At 63.6% G+C, this 17,056-nt stretch carries 17 protein-coding genes; 9 read left to right on the top strand and 8 right to left on the bottom strand.

Going from position 1 to position 17,056, the window contains the following annotated elements:
• Nucleotides 1-32 precede the first annotated feature (32 nt).
• A complete protein-coding gene (locus BRPE64_RS26230) occupies nt 33-1,112 on the top strand; it encodes an ABC transporter substrate-binding protein (RefSeq protein ID WP_016347979.1) in 1,080 nt (359 codons plus the stop codon).
• Nucleotide 1,113: 1 nt separating this feature from the next.
• Here the strand turns inward: BRPE64_RS26230 and BRPE64_RS26225 are convergent, their stop codons facing one another.
• Complete coding sequence (locus tag BRPE64_RS26225; protein ID WP_144063546.1) at nt 1,114-1,341, bottom strand: aspartyl/asparaginyl beta-hydroxylase domain-containing protein; 228 nt, start codon at nt 1,339-1,341, stop codon at nt 1,114-1,116.
• A 122-nt stretch (nt 1,342-1,463) separates the two neighbouring features.
• Here BRPE64_RS26225 and BRPE64_RS26220 point away from each other — a divergent pair, with 122 nt between their 5' ends.
• Nucleotides 1,464-1,829, top strand: a complete 366-nt coding sequence (locus BRPE64_RS26220) for a VOC family protein (RefSeq protein ID WP_044043318.1) — start codon at nt 1,464-1,466, stop codon at nt 1,827-1,829.
• Here the strand turns inward: BRPE64_RS26220 and BRPE64_RS26215 are convergent.
• On the bottom strand, nt 1,726-2,760 hold the full coding sequence (locus BRPE64_RS26215; RefSeq protein ID WP_051180555.1) for a helix-turn-helix domain-containing protein: 1,035 nt from the start codon (nt 2,758-2,760) through the stop codon (nt 1,726-1,728). The two genes, BRPE64_RS26220 and BRPE64_RS26215, sit on opposite strands and share 104 nt — an antisense overlap.
• Before the next feature lie 110 nt (nt 2,761-2,870).
• On the opposite strand from BRPE64_RS26215, the gene BRPE64_RS26210 reads away from it, so the two are divergent.
• Nucleotides 2,871-4,118 carry a DUF1479 domain-containing protein gene (locus tag BRPE64_RS26210; protein WP_016347976.1) on the top strand — a complete coding sequence of 416 codons (1,248 nt, stop codon included), beginning with the start codon at nt 2,871-2,873 and terminating at the stop codon, nt 4,116-4,118.
• A 27-nt stretch (nt 4,119-4,145) separates the two neighbouring features.
• Here the strand turns inward: BRPE64_RS26210 and BRPE64_RS26205 are convergent, their stop codons facing one another.
• The 6 genes from BRPE64_RS26205 to BRPE64_RS26180 form a co-directional block, all read right to left on the bottom strand.
• On the bottom strand, nt 4,146-5,183 hold the full coding sequence (locus BRPE64_RS26205) for an NAD(P)-dependent alcohol dehydrogenase (RefSeq protein WP_016347975.1): 1,038 nt from the start codon (nt 5,181-5,183) through the stop codon (nt 4,146-4,148).
• Between the two features lie 64 nt (nt 5,184-5,247).
• Nucleotides 5,248-5,994, bottom strand: coding sequence for an SDR family oxidoreductase (locus BRPE64_RS26200; RefSeq protein WP_016347974.1), 747 nt, complete (start codon nt 5,992-5,994; stop codon nt 5,248-5,250).
• Between the two features lie 10 nt (nt 5,995-6,004).
• Nucleotides 6,005-6,985, bottom strand: a complete 981-nt coding sequence (locus tag BRPE64_RS26195; RefSeq protein WP_016347973.1) for a sugar-binding transcriptional regulator — start codon at nt 6,983-6,985, stop codon at nt 6,005-6,007.
• Between the two features lie 34 nt (nt 6,986-7,019).
• Complete coding sequence (locus tag BRPE64_RS26190; protein WP_144063576.1) at nt 7,020-7,871, bottom strand: carbohydrate ABC transporter permease; 852 nt, start codon at nt 7,869-7,871, stop codon at nt 7,020-7,022.
• A gap of 11 nt (nt 7,872-7,882) precedes the next feature.
• Nucleotides 7,883-8,812 carry a carbohydrate ABC transporter permease gene (locus tag BRPE64_RS26185; protein WP_016347971.1) on the bottom strand — a complete coding sequence of 310 codons (930 nt, stop codon included), beginning with the start codon at nt 8,810-8,812 and terminating at the stop codon, nt 7,883-7,885.
• A gap of 27 nt (nt 8,813-8,839) precedes the next feature.
• Nucleotides 8,840-10,210 (bottom strand): ABC transporter substrate-binding protein, encoded by a 1,371-nt coding sequence (locus tag BRPE64_RS26180; protein WP_016347970.1) that lies wholly within the window; start codon nt 10,208-10,210, stop codon nt 8,840-8,842.
• A gap of 199 nt (nt 10,211-10,409) precedes the next feature.
• Between BRPE64_RS26180 and BRPE64_RS26175 the strand changes: the two genes are divergently transcribed.
• The 6 genes from BRPE64_RS26175 to BRPE64_RS26150 all read left to right on the top strand — a co-directional run bounded on the left by BRPE64_RS26175 (nt 10,410) and on the right by BRPE64_RS26150 (nt 16,905).
• Nucleotides 10,410-11,531, top strand: coding sequence for an ABC transporter ATP-binding protein (locus tag BRPE64_RS26175; RefSeq protein WP_044043711.1), 1,122 nt, complete (start codon nt 10,410-10,412; stop codon nt 11,529-11,531).
• A gap of 107 nt (nt 11,532-11,638) precedes the next feature.
• Entirely contained in the window at nt 11,639-11,929 is a 291-nt protein-coding gene (locus tag BRPE64_RS26170) for a hypothetical protein (RefSeq protein ID WP_016347967.1), read from the top strand.
• Nucleotides 11,930-12,142: 213 nt separating this feature from the next.
• Nucleotides 12,143-12,604: a Csu type fimbrial protein gene (locus BRPE64_RS26165; RefSeq protein WP_232519349.1), complete on the top strand. Its 462-nt coding sequence runs from the start codon at nt 12,143-12,145 to the stop codon at nt 12,602-12,604.
• Nucleotides 12,605-12,606: 2 nt separating this feature from the next.
• Nucleotides 12,607-13,413: a fimbrial biogenesis chaperone gene (locus tag BRPE64_RS26160; protein WP_016347965.1), complete on the top strand. Its 807-nt coding sequence runs from the start codon at nt 12,607-12,609 to the stop codon at nt 13,411-13,413.
• 106 nt (nt 13,414-13,519) lie between these two features.
• A complete protein-coding gene (locus tag BRPE64_RS26155) occupies nt 13,520-15,940 on the top strand; it encodes a fimbria/pilus outer membrane usher protein (RefSeq protein ID WP_160167949.1) in 2,421 nt (806 codons plus the stop codon).
• Nucleotides 15,937-16,905 (top strand): Csu type fimbrial protein, encoded by a 969-nt coding sequence (locus tag BRPE64_RS26150; RefSeq protein ID WP_016347963.1) that lies wholly within the window; start codon nt 15,937-15,939, stop codon nt 16,903-16,905. The genes BRPE64_RS26155 and BRPE64_RS26150 overlap by 4 nt, the downstream gene beginning before the upstream one ends.
• Nucleotides 16,906-17,056: the final 151 nt, after the last annotated feature.

Here is a 17,056-nt window from a genome sequence, read left to right as displayed (position 1 = left end):
ATCATTCCGCAACGACGGAGGTTCACGTCCCGATGACGACGACAAGAAGAGACGTGATGCGTTTGGCCGGCGCGACGTTCGCACTTGGCGCTGCCGGTGTGCCGCTTGCCGCGTGCGCGAAGCAATCGCAGGCACAGCCGAATCTCGCGCTCGCCTCATACGAAGGCCCGGACCGCGCCGAAAAGATTCTTGCCGCTGCGAAGGAAGAAGGCGAACTGAACTTCTATACGTCGATTGCGCAACCGGACGTGGCGCCGCTCATCGATCCGTTCGAGGCGCGCTATGGCATCAAGGTCAACATCTGGCGCGCGGGCGATGAACAGGTGGTACAGCGTATCGTCGCGGAATCGCAGGGGCATCGCTATATCGTGGATGCCGTGCATACGGGCTCGTCGTATCTCGATGCGCTGCGGCGCGAGAAGCTGCTCACGCCGGTAAGCTCGCCGGTGCTGGCCGAGCTTGCGCCGAACGTTGTGCCGGAACATCGGCAATGGGCATCGACCATGCTGTCCGTGTGGGTGCAGGCATATAACACGCGCCTCATCAAACCCGCCGATCTGCCCAGACGCTATGACGACCTGCTTGCCGCGCACTGGAAAGGCAAGCTCGGCATCGAGGCCAAGAGTTCCGACTGGTTCGCCACCGTCGCGACGCAAATGGGCCGCGACAAGGGCATCGAGTTCTTTCGCACGCTCGTCGATACGAATGGCGTTGCCGCGCGCACGGGCAATTCGCTTCTCAACAATCTCGTGATCGCAGGTGAAGTGCCGCTTGCGCTCGAGGTCTATAACTACATGCCGGCGCAGGCCAAGCGACGCGGCGCGCCTATCGACTGGTTCGTGTTGCAGCCGGCAGCCGCACGCGCCAACGGCGTCGCCTTGCTCACGCATGCGCCGCATCCGGCTGCGGCGCTGCTGCTTTACGACTATCTGCTATCCGTCGATGCGCAACGCATTCTCGTGTCGCGCGATTATGTGCCGACGAATCGCAATGTCGCGTCGCCGATGCAGGGCGTGAACGTCGCACTCGTTGATCCGGCCATGACGATGAACGAGCGCGGTCAATGGAACAAGGCGTTCAATCAGATCTTCCTGCATGCGTCGGGATCGTGATTCAGCGAATCATCTCCCAGTTCGCATAGAACACGCGCCTCACCGAGATCACGCTCAAACGCACGCCCGTGACGAGCACATGCAGTGCGCGGGCGAAATGCGTGGGCCGCAATACATCGAGGAAGATGCAATAGCGCAGACGGTCCGACTCGTTCACCGATTGATGCACGAGCGTGTCATCCAAGATGAAGAGCGGATCGTCGTGAACGCATTCGGCCTCGGCGGTTATCCACGTAGACCGTCACACGATAGTACGCATAAAGTCGGTTTGATTCGTTAGCGGCAGAAATAAGACGCGCTCGCAATCCGGAGACCGGTACACTGTTCGCTTTCTTTAAGCGAGCTTTCACGATGAGCCAACTTCTCGCGCTGCGCCCCTTCGTTCCTGCTAAAGACTTCGATGTGTCCAAGCGCTTTTATGAAGCACTCGGCTTTCGCATCACGCATGAAGACAAAGATATCGCCATGCTGAAAGCCGATGGCTTTAGCTTCATTCTGCAGAACTTTTATGTGAAGGAACTCGCCGAGAACTTCATGCTGCAAATGCTCGTGCGCGATGTCGATGCATGGTGGCGCGACAAGAATCCCGAAACGCTTGGCGAACGCTTTGGCGTCAACGCGGCGCGCGCGCCCGCGATCCAGAGTTGGGGGATGAAGGTCGGCTTCCTGTTCGATCCGTCGGGCGTGCTTTGGCACGTATCCGAGGCGCCTTTCTGACTTTCGCACGATCCAAAGACGGCGAGCGTTCATTCAGCGCGCTCGCATCCTCTTTACGCTTGTCACGATCGTTCGCCATTTCCTGCCGGTACGCGCCCGGCGTCATGCCCTTCGCGGTCTTATAAGCCCGGTTGAAATTCGCTACGCTCGGAAAGCCGGAGCGCGCCGCGATCACCGCGATGGGCCACGCGGTATCGGCAAGCATGCGCGTTGCATGACCAATCCTCACACGATTCACATAACGCCCCACGCTTTCGCCGACGTGCTGCACGAAATATCGATTGAGCGTTCGCTCCGACAAATTCGCCGCCTGCGCGAGTTCACGTAGCGAGAGCCGCTGTGCGAAGCGCGCATCGACGAGCGCCAGCACGCGATTGATGCGCTCGGGTTCATGCCCCGTCACCGATGCGTTCCCGCTAAACGCACTCGGCGATGCAAGCGCCTGCGCGTCTTCGTCGGCGAGAGCGCAGAGCACATCCAGCGCCACCGCAAGCCGCTCGCGCGGCGACACGGACAGCAAGCCGTCGAGCCGGCTGCGCATTGCCGCACTCGCCTTCGCGCCGAACGCAAGCCCGCATGCGGCACGCCGTAACAGCCGGTTCAGCGCCTCGTACTCGGGACAACAACTCGCCATGCGCCGCGCCCATTCGCCGCTGAACCACACGACGATCGCCACTTGCGGTTCGCCCGCATCGATCGAACGATTCGACGCCCACGTGTGCGGCAGATCGGGCGGCACGAGCACGAGATCGTCGGCGCCGTAGCTCGCGACCGAATCGCCGATATAGCGCTTGCCGCGGCTGTTCATCGTCAGCGTGAGTTCGTACTCGGGATGGTGATGCCATTCGAACGGAATGCGCGCGATGCGGCGGTTGAAGATGCGCACCGAGCAGCCTTCGCCCATTGCTACGTGTTCGTACGATGCCTTCATATGCGGACGTCCAGATACGCAAAAAGCTTGACCGGATAACATCACTCCGATTCTACGCGCGGGACTATGCTTGCACCATCGTTTAAACAAGCAGAGAGACTGGAGACAGCATGGAACCGCTACGCATCGACGACCTTCCCGCCGCCATTCGCGAAGCCAAACGCGCACTGCGCGCAGCGTTGCCGAACTATCGCGAAGTGTTCAAAGAAGTCGAACGAGACATCGCGCGACAGGCCGCACGCATTGCCGACGAACGCGCGCGCGGCGACGCCGTGATCCCCGAATTGCGCTACGCCGATATCGCCGATGCACGCGTGGCGCAACACACGGTCGATGCCATTCGCGAGCGCGGCGCATGCGTCGTGCGCGGCGTGTTCGCGCCGGAACGCGCCGCCGCGTGGGACCGCGAGATCGCGGACTATGTCGAAACGAACCGGCTCGATGCGAAGCTCGCGAATCGCGCGGAGGACAAATACTTCGGCACGCTCGCGTCCAGCAAACCGCAAATCTACGGCATTTATTGGTCGAAGCCGCAAGTCGAGGCGCGTCAGTCCGAAGAGTTGACGAACACGCGCGTCTTCCTCAACCGGCTCTGGAAGAACGACAGCGAAGGCCGCGTGCATTTCGATCCGGAACACGTGCCCGTTTATGCGGACCGCTTGCGCCGTCGTCCGCCGGGTTCGGAATCACTCGGCCTCTCGGCGCATTGCGATGGCGGCTCCGTCGAACGCTGGCTCGACGATAACTTCAGGCGCGTTTATCGCCATGTCTTTAGCGGCGCGTGGCGCGACTACGATCCGTTCGATGCGGCGTACCGTCCCGAAGTGCGCGAGGTTCCATCGCCCGCCGTGTGCTCGATGTTCCGCACGTTTCAAGGATGGACCGCACTCACGCCGCAAGGTCCCGGCGACGGCACGCTGCAACTCGTGCCGATCGCCAATGCGATGGTCTATGTTCTGCTGCGCGCGTTGCAGGACGACGTCGCCGACGACGATCTCTGCGGCGCCATGCCCGGCCGTGCGCTCTCGATCAAACGCGAATTTCACGGCGTGCTGTTCGATGCACTTTCGTCGATTCCCCACATGCAGGCGGGCGACGCCGTGTTCTGGCATAGCGACGTCATCCATGCCGTGGAAGACGCGCATCGCGGCAAGGGCTACAGCAACGTGATGTATATCGCATCGGCGCCGGCGTGCGCGAAGAATAGCGCGTACTTGCAGCGGCAATTGAAGAGCTTTGTAGAAGGCGCGAGCCCGCCGGACTTCCCCGCCGACAATTTCGAAGTCGATTTCGCCGGACGCGCAACGGAAGACACGCTCACGCCGCTCGGGCGTGAGCAAATGGGCTTCACACGATGATTCGCCGGCACGCTCGATAGGTCAGCGTCATTCTTCAAGCACGATCTGCACCTTCACGTCGGTGGGCACGCCGCTCGCCGCTTCCTCGAAGGCCTTGATGCCTTCGGCGAACGGGAACGTGCGCGATATAAACGGTTTGACATCGAGCTTGCCCGATGCAATCAGTTGAATCGCGCGCGGAAAGATATTGGCGTAGCGGAACACCGACTCGATGCGCGCTTCCTTGATCTGCACCGCGACGATATCCAGCGGAATCGCATGCTGCGGCATGCCGACGAGCACGATGCAGCCGCCGGGACACAGCAGATCGACGATACCGTCGAACGCTTTTTCGTTGCCGCTCGCCTCGATCACGATGTCCGCGCCCCAGCCGTCCGTCAGTTCGTTGACCACATCCAGCGCGCGCTTGTCGCGGATGTTCACGGCGGTCACGCCCTGCACGCCGCCGATGAGATCGAGCTTCTCCTGCACGAGATCGCACACGATCGCGCGGCTGCAACCGCCCGCGAGCGCGGCGAGCGCACACATCATGCCGATGGTGCCCGCGCCGAGCACGACGGCAACGTCGCCCGGCTTGATCGCGGCTTTCTTCGCGGCCTGCAAGCCGATCGACAACGGCTCGACAATCGCGCCTTCCGCGAAGCTCACGTTGTCCGGCAGCTTGTACGTGAACGCCGCCGGGTGCACGACGAACGGCGCGAGGCAGCCATGCACGGGCGGCGTCGCCCAGAAGCGCACTTTCGGATCGAGGTTATACAGCCCTTCGCGCGACGCACGCGATTCCATGTCCGGCACGCCCGGCTCCATGCATACGCGGTCGCCCGCTTTCAGATGCTTCACCTCATCGCCCACTTCGACGACCGTGCCCGATGCTTCATGCCCCAGCACCATCGGCTCGTTGACGACGAACGGCCCGATACGGCCGTGCTGATAGTAGTGAATGTCGCTGCCGCAAATGCCGACCGTATGAATGCGGATGCGCACGTCACGCGGGCCCACAACCTGCGGCAGGCTGAACGGGCGCAAGCTGATGCGCTTTGCTTCCTCGAGAACCAGGGCTTCCATCGTCGTTCCTTTTACGGGTAGAGGCGTAATAGTTGCGCTTGCAACTTGTTTCGATGAGTTTGTTTCAACAGGCCTGAAAACCGCCGTCGACCAGCAGGCTCACACCGTTCACCATGCTCGAATCGTCGCTGAGGAGATAGGCAATCGTGCGCGCCACTTCCACCGGCTGCACGAAACGATCAAGCGGAATGCGCGCGAGCATCGGCCCGGACTTCGCGGGATCGCTCCAAGCGCGCTCGCCCATCGGCGTCATCGTGACGGTGGGAAGCACCGCGTTCGTGCGGATGCCGTGCGGCCCGAGTTCGGTTGCCATGACGCGCGTCATCGCATCGAGTCCGCCTTTGGATGCGCAATACGCCGCGTGCAGCGCAAAGCCCACGTTCGCCGACAAGCTCGACACGTTGACGATCGACCCGCCCACGCCACGCGCGATCATGCTCTTCGCGCACTCTTGCGCAACGATCATCGCGGCGCGCAGGTTCACGTTCATGGTCACATCGAAGGACTCGACGGTCGTCTCCAGAAACGGCTGCAACTCGGCGAGACCCGCATTGTTCACGAGCAGATCGACAGGCTGCACCGAACGGGCCGCTTCGCGCGCGGCGTGCGCATCGGCGAGATCGACGGCAACGGTTTCGCAACCCGTCTCCTGCTTCAATGCGTCGAGATCGGCGGCGCTGCGGCTCAACGCAATGACGCGCGCGCCGCGTTCGATCAGCAGATGCACGGTCGCATGGCCGATGCCCTTGCCCGCGCCCGTGACGAGCACGGTCTTGCCCGCGAATTCGCGGTTTCTGTCGATGGTCGTCATGGTGTCGTCTTCAGGGCTCTTCGCAGAGACGGCGCGCGGTGTCCTCATCGGTCACGAGCACCGACGGATAACGTCCGCGCAATGCCGCGCGCGTCACATGAAACTTCTTCTTGCCGCCGCTCACGAGAACCACGCGCTTGATCTTGCGCAGGTCGTCGAGCGTAATGGCAACGGTGCGCCGGTTCAGCGCATGATCGATCAGTTCGCCGTGCGCATCCATGAAATGACCGAGCATGTCGCCGACCGCACCGGCCTTTTCCAGCGCGCGCAATTGCTCAGGATTCTCGATGCCGTATGTCACCACGAGCGATTCCGTCAGATCGCCGCACGTGAGCAGCGCGAGGTCGGCATTGCGTGCGAGTTCGTAAGTCTCGCGCACGGTCTCTTCCTGCAGGATCACATCGCGCGCCTTCTGGCTGCTCACATAGATCGGCGCCGCGAAAAGATAGCCGTCCGCGCGGCAGATGTTGGCGAAGTCCGACACGATATCGAACGTATTGATGCTCGGGCAATGCGACAGCCCGCCCTGCAACGACACCGCCGACACCGCGCCATACGTGCGTTGCGGCATCGCGCGCAGCACGGAGCGAATCGTGCGGCCCCAGCCGAGGCCGATGGTCTGGCCCGCCACGATCTGCTTCGCGAAGAAGGCCGCCGCGCCGATGCCCAGCGCCGCGTTGTTCGCTTCGTTGTTCGCGCCGGTCGGCACGACGACCGCGCATTCCAGCCCGAAGCGCTTCGCGAGGGCTTCTTCCAGCGCCACGCACGGCGCAATCTTGCTGTTGATGGTGATCTGCACGAGACCCGATTCGCGGCTCGCGGCGAGCAGCCGGTTCACGCGCACGCGATTGCTGCCGATACGTTGCGCGATCTCCTGCTGCGTCAGATTGCCGACGTAGTAGTGCCACGCGACGCGCGCCTGCAGTTCCTCTTCCGAGTCGATGGCATCGTCCGCTTCTGCGAGGGCGATGGGCGGTGCGCTCTTGCTCATGGTGTTCCAATGTTGAATGAAAGGCGCCGCGATTTTATTTCACCGCGCCCATCGTCAGGCCTTGCACCAGTCGGCCCGATACGAGCAATGCGAAGATCACCATCGGCAGCACGATCAGCGTGCCCGTCGCCATGATTTCGCCCCACGGCAATTCATAGCCGCTCATGTAGCTCGTTGCCGCAACGGGCGAAGTGATCGCGTCGCTGCGCGTCAGCACGAGCGCATAGAGCAGATCGTTCCACGAGAAGATGAACGCGAAGATCGCCGAGACGACGATGCCCGGCATCGCAAGTGGCAGATTGATGCGCCAGAACACACGCCACGGCGACGCGCCGTCGAGCCGCGCGGCTTCATCGAGTTCGACCGGAATGTTGCGGAACTGATCGGTGCAGATCCACACGACGATCGGCAGCGAGAACGTCAGATAGAGCAGGATCAGCACGATATGCGTATCGACGAGTCCGAGCTTCGTCGCGATCAGGAAGAACGGCACCGCGAGCACTACCGGGCTCACCATGCGATTGGAGATGAACCAGAACCACAGGTCTTCCTTGCCGCGAAACTCGTAGCGCGCGAGCGCGTAGGCCGCGGGCGTGCCGAGCAGAATGGCGAGCACGGTCGTACTGCTCGCGATGATCAGCGAATTGAGCAAGCTGCCCGCCACATCATGTTCGAAGAGCGCCGCGGAATAGTGATGAAGCGTCGGCGAAAAAAGCCATTTCGGCGGATAGGCGAGCGCGTCGGACTGGCTCTTCAGGCTCGTCGTGACCATCCAGTAAAACGGAAACACCGAGGACATGAACACGACGACGAGGCCCAGAAAATGCCATACAGTGGCGCGTTTTCTTGCGGCGCGTGCGCGCTTCGCGCGTTGCGTGACTGACACGTTGATCGAACTCACGCAGCCTCCCGATAGACGAAGCGGATATAAAGACGCGACAGCACGATCGTCAGAATGAGCAGGATGATCGCCTGCGCCGACGCCATGCCCTGATCGAACAAACGAAAGCCCACACGCTGGATATAGACGCTGATGAATTCCGTTGCCGCGCCGGGGCCGCCGCGCGTCATCGTGAAGACGGCATCGAACATCTTGAGCATGTCGGCGGAACGAAGAATGAGAATGGCCGTGAGGCCCGGCAGCAAGTAAGGACGCTGCAGATGCCACAGGATCATGCTCCACTTCGGCGTTTCGAGGCGCGCGGCTTCTTCCGCTTCTTTCGGCACCATCGAAAGTCCGGCAAGCAAAATCAGCGCGCAGAACGGCGTCCACTGCCAGATATCCATGATCATCACGGAGACGAAGGCGAGCGTCGGGTCCGCGAGCCAGTCCTGCGGCGGAATGCCGATGAGGCCCGTCAGATAATTCGCCACGCCGAACTGCCGGTTGAAGATCAGCCGCCCGATCAGGCCGACGACCGCATACGTGGTCGCCATCGGAATGACGAGGCTCACGCGCGCGGCCGCCCGCATCCACGGCAAGTCGGTGCGATGCAGCAGCAGCGCCGCGAACAGCCCGAGCGCGATTTCTATCGGCAGCGTGACGCACAGAAACAGCGCCGTGCGCCCGAGCGCGCCCCAGAAACTCGGATCGGTGAGCGTCGCAATGTAGTTGTCGACGCCGACCCACGGCGTGCCCGAGGCGAGATCCGCGAGCTTGTACTGATGGAACGAGTTATAGAGCGCGAGCAGCAGCGGATACACGCCGATGATCGCGAGCGCGGCGATTGCGGGAATCAGGAACCAGAAAGCGGGCGAACGCGGCACGATGCCGAAGTAGCGCGCGGACTTGGCGCGTCTTCGCGCGTGCGTTGCTGTCGATGCCATTCGTCGCCTCCGGTTCCTTGAGTGTAGTTACTTCAGCAAAGGCTTCTTGCCGTCGTAATAGCCCGCTTTCTTCAGGATGTCCTCGGTCTTCTGACCGATGGTCTGCGCGCCCTCCTTCACCGTCACCTGTCCGAGCATCATCTTGCTGCCCCATTCGCCGATGACTTCCGACACCGCCGGCCATTCAGGGAAGCGCGGACGATAATCAGGCACGCCGCCCTGCCACGATTCGACCATCGGCTTCACGAACGGATACTTGTCCTGCACGGCCTTGTCCTGATAGATGGCCATGCGCGCCGGCACGCCGCCCGCTTCGAGATAAGGCTTCGCCATGGCTTCGGACGTGATCCACTGAATGAAGAGCCACGACGCCGCCTGCTTCTTCGCGTTTGACTTCGCGTTGACCGCAAGCGAGAAGCCGCCGAGTGCGGGCTTCAGGCCCGCCGGACCTTTCGGCTCGGTGGTGATCGCGAGGCAGTTGCCGATCTTCGACTTGCTCGGATCGGTGAGCGTGGGATAGAACGCGGACCATTCGGTGATCATCGCAACCTGGCCTTGCGCAAGCGCATTCACCGCTTCGGCGTGATCGAAATCGACGATGCCCGGCGGCATGTACTTCATCAGCTTCTGCCGGTATTCGAGGCCCGCCTGCGATTCCGGCGACATCAGGTTCGACTTGAACTTCGCATCGAGCAGCGAGCCGCCGTTCGGCCACAACACGCGCATGAAACTGTCCGCCGATTGCGTCTCGCCGCGGCGCGATTGCAGCGCGAAGGCGAACTTGTCGCCCTTCGTGAGCTTCGGCGCATAGGTGTTGAGAAGCTCGTCCCAGGTCTTCGGCGGCGCGTCGAAGCCCGCGTCCTTCAACATGCACTTGTTGTAGAACATCAGGCCCGAATAGTTATCGAACGGCAAACCGTATGCGACCTTGTCCCATGTGCCGAACGAATCCAGCAGGATCGGGAAGAAGCCCGGCAGATTAAGATTCGGGTCCGCGAGCTTGGGGTCGTCGGTGAATTTCTTGATCGGCACGAGCCACTTGTTGCTCGCGAATTCACCGATCCACACGACGTCCACAAGCACGATGTCCTGATCGCCGCCGCCCACGAAATTGAGCACTTCCTTCTCGCGCGTGTTCTCGTAGGGAATCACTTCCCAGCGCACCTTGATGCCCGTTTCCTTCTCGAACTGCGGTATCAGTTGCTGCGCGGCCTTGTAGCCGGGACGATCGAGAAAGATGGCCTTGATGGTGGTGCCGGAGTACGGCTGCGCGGCTTCCTTCAGAGTCCAGGCTTGCGCATTCGATGCGGCGAACGCCGCGCTCGCCGCCAGCAGCGCGACTGCCGCGACGTGTTTGATCGGGCCGAGTTGCCTGGCCGGGATGAAGCGCTTCTTCATGCCTGTCTCCTTGGTTTTTATCGAGCGGGTCTGGCTTGCGGATTCGTCTGTCTCGTGCTTTTCGTGTGCTTTCCGTGCTTCGCGTTTCACTTGTAATTTCGGTTTTACAATTGTATATTTTGGCCCGAACAGGTTGTCAAGAACAAAATCGACGATGCATCCGATGCTGCGCTGCCGCAGCAGCACACAGGAGACGCGTATGAGCGCAGTTCATCTGCAGCAGATCCGCAAGACCTTTGCCGGTATCGAAGTGCTGAAGGACGTGGACATCGAAGTGACCGATCGCGAGTTCATGGTCTTCGTCGGTCCTTCGGGGTGCGGCAAGTCCACCTTGCTGCGCACCATCGCCGGACTCGAACGCAGCGACTCCGGGCAAGTACTGATCGGCGGCGAAGACGTGACCGACCTCGAACCGTCGCAGCGTGGCGTCGCCATGGTGTTTCAGTCGTATGCGCTCTATCCGCATATGACGGTGTACGAAAACATCGCCTTCGGGCTGCGCATGCTGAAGCTGCCCGAAGCGCAGATCAAGGAGCGCGTGCATCGCGCGGCGGAGATTCTTCAGATCGGTCAGTTGCTCGAACGGCGTCCGCGCGCGTTGTCGGGCGGGCAACGTCAGCGTGTTGCGATCGGCCGTTCGATCGTGCGCGAACCGCAAGTCTTTCTCTTCGACGAGCCGCTCTCCAATCTCGATGCCGCTCTGCGCGTGCAGATGCGCCTCGAACTCATCAAGCTGCACAAGCAGCTCAACGCGACGATGATCTACGTCACGCACGATCAGACCGAAGCGATGACCATGGCCGATCGCATCGTCGTGCTGAATCACGGGCGCGTGGAGCAGATCGGCTCGCCGCTCGAACTGTATCGGACGCCGCGTAATCGCTTCGTTGCGGGCTTCATCGGGTCGCCGAAGATGAACTTCATGGACGTGCGCGTGGCGCGTGTGGACGCGGCGGGCGTCACCATCGAACTGCCCGGCGGCGAGACGCTCACGCTGCCGTTCGCGGGCGCGTCGGTGAAGGCGGGGGAAACACTTACGCTCGGCATCCGGCCCGAGCATTTCGTCGAAGCATGCGGCGGCGACATCGACAGCGGTCTCACCGGCGAAGTCATCGTGATCGAACATCTCGGCGGCGAGACCTTGCTGCATCTGCGCTTGCCGAACGATCTCGTGATTCAGGTGAAGGGCTCGGGCGAATCCACCGCCATGGAAGGGCAGCGGCTGAATGCAGGCTTCAGCATTCGCCACGTCCATCTGTTTCGCGACGACGGCAGCGCGCTCGAACGCATGCGTCCGGTTACCGAGACTGCGGCTGCCTGAAGTTCGCCATCAAGTTCATACGGAAAATGCCGTAAACGAAGGCAAGCGCCGTGTTGGCGCTCGCGGCTGACACGCGCCGCCTCCTTCGTCCGCTTCCCGTGAATCCCATGGCTTTTCGCATTCGCCCGCTCGCGGCCGGAGCCGCCGTGCTCATGCCCGCGCTCGTGACCGGCCCCGCGCCTTCGTCGCTCGCCGCGACCGGCAGCGCCGAGTTGCCCGTCACGCTGACGATCTACGACATCTGCACGCTCGACACCACCGCGCATCAGCCGGCCGTCGCCTGCTCGGCGGGCGGGCAATACCGCATTCTCACCGGCGAATACTTCGCGAACTTTCGCGTGGCCGAACTCAAGCCGGGCCGCGGCGGCAATGCGTCGGTCGTCGAAATCGCGTTCTGACCGCACCGTTGCGGCGGACGATCCGTTACATCACATTGTTACAATCGGTTACGTCTCTTGTCTGAGGAATGAACAAGAATGAAAATGTCCACCGAGGCGCCAACCTGCTGAATGAGCCTGCGCAAACGTTGGCGACGGACACTTCCAATAAAAAAGAGGTGAAAAATGCGTCGTCGATCGATTGCGGTTTCGTTCATTTCGCTTGCGTTGGCCATGGGACCGCTCGTTCCGCTCGGAGCCGGCGCCGCCACGCGAACCACCACCTTCACGGTGTCCCTCACGCTGCAGAACGATTGCCAGATCGCGGCCAATCCGCTGAATTTCGGCAACTCGGGCGTCATTGCCGCCAACATCGACCAGACGACGACGCTCTCCGTCACCTGCTCGAACGGCGCGGCCTATAACGTCGGGCTCGACGCGGGTTCGGTCACCGGCTCGACCATCACCAGCCGTCTGCTCGCGGGCACCGGCACGCCCACGCCGACCGTCGGCTATCAGCTGTATCGCGATTCCGCGCGCACGCTCGTCTGGGGCCAGACGGTCGGCACGGACACGCTGTCGGGCACCGGCAACGGCGCCGCGCAGACGCTGACGGTCTATGGCCGCGTCGCGCCGCAGACGACGCCCGCCGCCGGCACCTACACGTCGACCGTTACCGCGACCATCACCTTCTAGGCATGCGCGATCCGCAGTTTGGCCGGGCCGCGCGGCGGCTCGGAAGGCGCGCGCTCGCCTGCATTTTCGCCGTGCTGACGTTGGGGACGATCGACGGCTCCGCGTGGGCGGCGGCGTTGCAGGTGTCGCCGATCCGGCTCGATCTCTCCGTCGACAAGCCCGCCGCCGCGCTCACGCTGCACAACGACGGCTCTGTGCCGCTCAATGCACAAGTGCGCGTGTTCGCGTGGACGCAGTCGCTCGACGAAGACCATCTGGAGCGCACGTCGGAGATCGTCGCGAGCCCGCCGATCGTGCGTATCGCGCCGAACGGCGATCAGACCATCCGCATCCTGCGCGTAAGCCATGCGCCGCTCGCGCGCGAGGAAACCTACCGGCTGCTGATCGACGAAATTCCCAACGGGCAAAGCGCGACGGCCACCGGCGTGCGCATGCAGTTGCGCTATTCGGTGCCGGTGTTCGCGGGCGTTTCCGACGAACGCGCGCCGCCGCTCGCGCTGACGCTCGAACGCAAGGACGCGCAGGCCGGCGCGCCGCTGATGCTGCGCGCGGCGAACAACACCGATCTCCACGCACAACTGAGCCGCGTGCGTCTGGAATGGCCCGACGGCCAGTCGACGCAACTCTCCGCAGGCCTGCTCGGCTACGCGTTGCCGCGCGCGGTGCGCCGCTGGCCGGTGGCGGGCGCGCCCGCGAACGTGACGTCGGCGACCGTGCATGCGCTCGTCAACGGCGAGCCGGTGACGACGCGCGTGAATATCGCCGAGCCGGCGAGCGGGTCTGCATCCGCGCCGCCGCCCGGTCGCTGAGCCGTGGATGCGATCGTCGCGAAGGCATTCGCCTCTGGCCCGCGCGCGTCGGGTTTTGGCCGCGGGCGTGCTCGCGTCGGCGTGCGTGCCGGCGCGGGCCGATGACATGGCCACGACGCTTGCCGCCGTATCGAATACCGCGCTGCCGGTCGCCGGCAATGCGGGCAATGCGGGTAACGCGGGCAATGCAATAGCGAACGCGCAGGGCGAGCTTTATCTGGAAGTGGCGATCAACGGCACGTCGACGCAAAAGATCGCGGAATTCTTCGTGACGAACACGATGATCTACACGACCGCCGACGAACTGCGCGACCTCGGCCTGCGCACCGACGACCTGCGGCCCGACGCGCAAGGCCGCATCGCGCTCGGCTTCGTGCCCGGTTTGCGCTACACGTACCGGCCGGAGCGGCAGCGCATCGACTTCGAAGCCACCGATGCACGCCGCATGCCCGCCGCGCTCGCCAACACGCCCGCGCGCGCGCCGACGGCGGCCACGGGCACCGGCCTCGTCATCAATTACGAAGCCACGGTGCAGACCAACTCGCCGACGCAATACGGCCTCTACAGCGAGCAACGCTTCTTCTATCCGGGCGGCGTGCTCGACAACACCGGCACCGCGTACTGGTACGCGGACCGTCGCAGCTACGTGCGGCTCGATACGTCGTGGAGCCATTCGGACACGGCATCGCTCGTCACGACGCGCCTCGGCGACACGATCTCCTCATCGCTCACGTGGACGCGGCCGGTGCGCATGGGCGGCGCGCAAATCTCGCGCGATTTCGCGCTGCGGCCCGATCTCGTCACCTATCCGGTGCCCGCGCTCGCGGGATCGGCTGCGGTGCCGAGCGCCGTCGATCTGTATGTAAACAACGTGCGCCAGTACAGCGGCAACGCGCCTTCGGGACCGTTCGTCATCAATGCGGTGCCCGCGATCAACGGTGCGGGCGAAGCCGTCATCGTGAGTCGCGACGTGCTCGGGCGCAGCGTCATGACGACAGTGCCGCTCTACATCGACGCCCGCCTGCTCGCGCGCGGCCTCACGGATTTCTCGGTGGAAGCGGGTTTCGTGCGGCGCGCCTACGCGCTGCGCTCGTTCGACTATGCGGGCGATCCGTCGATCTCCGCGTCGCTGCGGCGCGGGCTCACCGATACCTTCACGTTCGAAGCCCACGCCGAAGCGACGCGCGGCGTGTATAACGCGGGCATCGGCATGTTGTTCGGCGTCGGGCAGGCGGGCGTGTTCAACGTGTCGATTGCGGGCAGCGCGGGCAACGGCGGCTCGAATCCGGCGCCGCTCTACGTGTATCCACCCGGTTATTACGGCGGTTTTGCGTCGGTTGCACCGGCGGCGACGCCCGTCCCCGCGCCCTCCGCGAACGGCGGCAGCGGTCTGCAAATCTCGGCGGGATGGCAATGGCGCACGCCCGCGCTGTCCATCGACTTGCAAGCGCAGAAAGCGACGCCGCACTACAGCGACCTCGCCTCCGCCGAAGGCACGCCCGTGCCGCGTTCGACCTATCGCGCGACGCTCGCCGCGCCGCTGCGCGTGTTCGGCTCGTCGAGCACGGCGAGCGCGAGTTACGTCGGACTGGACGATCCGTACTACGGCGACTCGCGCATCGGCTCGCTCGCCTATTCGGTGACGCTGCCGCGCGGCACGTCGCTCGCGGCGAGCATCTATCACGACTTCGGCGACACGCATAACACGGGCGTCTTCGTCGCGTTGAGTTTCGCGCTGGGCGGCGCGCTCAATGCGAGCGTCGATGCGGGCACGGATCACGGCAAGCCGCTGTTCGGCGCGGCCGTCACGAAAACCGCCGATTACGGCGGCGGCTTCGGCTGGCAGGTGCAGACGGCCCGTCAGAACGGCATCCAGCAGTCGCTCGGACAAGGCGCGTATCGCGGACGCTACGGCGATCTGCTTGCGACCGTGGCAAGCGTCGATTCGCGCGTGTATGGCGAACTCGACGCATCGGGCTCGCTCGTGTTGATGGCGGGCGACGTGCTCGCGGGCCGCCGTATCGACGATGCCTTCGCGCTCGTCTCCACCGACGGCGTGCCGGACGTGCCCGTGCTGCACGAGAACCGCGAGATCGGCAAGACCAACGCGGCGGGGCATTTGCTCGTGCCGGATCTCGTCGCGTATCAGGCGAATCATCTGGCGATCGATCCGCTCGACCTGCCCGCCGATACCGCCGTCAGCACGACGCAACTGAATCTCGCGCCGCAATCGCGCGCGGGCGTGCTGGCGCGCTTTCCGCTGCACGGCTTCACGGGCGCGCAGTTGCAGCTCGTCGATGCGGGCGGCGCGCCGTTGCCGCCGGGCACGGCGCTGACGCATCGTGAAACGGGCAAGCACTATGTGGTGGGCTACGACGGCCTCGCCTTCATCGACGATCTCGCCCGCGCCAACACGCTCGATGCCGCGCCCGCCGGCAAGCACTGCGAAGCGAGCGTGCCGTATGCCGCGCAAGGGCACGGCTTGCCGACGCTCGGGCCGTTCGTCTGCGGGAATGTATCGCGATGAGGCGAGTCGCGTTATTCATCGCGTTGTTTCTCCTGACCATCGCGCCGGTTCGCGCGCAAGTGTGCACGGCGTCGATATCGAGCATCAACTTCGGCTCGATCGCGCCCGCGACCACGTCGAGCGCAACCGTATCGGGCTCGGTCACCGTGACGTGCAGCGGCTTCGTGCTGAACCTGCCGGTGCGCGCGTGCATCAACATCGGCACGGGCAGCGGCGGCGCGTCGTTCTCGCCGCGCTTCGCCAGCAACGGCACGGACACGCTGCAATACAACCTTTACGCCGATTCGGCCGGCAGCACCGTCTGGGGCTCGCGGCGCTCGGCGAGCTACGGCGCGGTGGCCGTCGATATACCGCTCACGATCGCGCTCGGCACCGCGTCGGGCAGCCGCACGCTGCCGTTCTACGCGCGCGTGCCCGCGGGACAGACGACGCTCGTCGCGGGCGTTTATACGTCGGCGTTTTCGGGCGCGACGCAGGCGGAAATGACGTATCAGCAATATTTGCTGACGGCGCCTTCCTGCTCGACGCTCACCGCGAACTCGAATGCGCTGTCGTTCACGGTGTCGGCGACCGTCATCAACGATTGCACGCTCGCCGCGACCAACATCAACTTCGGCACGGCGGGCGTGCTGAACGGCACGCTCAACGCGACCGGCACGCTGAGCGTCGCGTGCACCAGCAACGACCCTTATTCGATCGCGCTGTCGGCGGGAAGCGGCAGCGGCGCGAGCGTCGCGGACCGCCGCATGACGAAGAGCGGCGGCAGCGAGCAAGTGCGCTATCAGCTGTACCAGAACGCCGCCTACACGACGCCCTGGGGCGACGGCATCGGCGGCACGTCGGCGGTGACGGGTACCGGCAGCGGCTCCAGTCAGGCCATCACGGTATATGCGCGCGTGCTGCCGCAGACGACGCCGAGCGCGGGCAATTACAGCGATACGATCATCGCGACGATCACGTATTGACGCGCATCCACTGAAGCGCCGGACTGGTCAGGATTACACACGCTTAGGCAGGCGCATGTTCAAAACTGCAAAGACGACACGCGACGCCAAAACGCGCTGTGTGCGCAACCTCACACAGCCCGTAACGCGCCACGGATTCGTTACGTAACCC

The organism is Caballeronia insecticola (assembly GCF_000402035.1).
Taxonomy (GTDB): domain Bacteria; phylum Pseudomonadota; class Gammaproteobacteria; order Burkholderiales; family Burkholderiaceae; genus Caballeronia; species Caballeronia insecticola.
The sequence above is the reverse complement of the archived record's forward strand: the minus strand, read 5'-3'. Positions and strand labels throughout refer to the sequence as shown.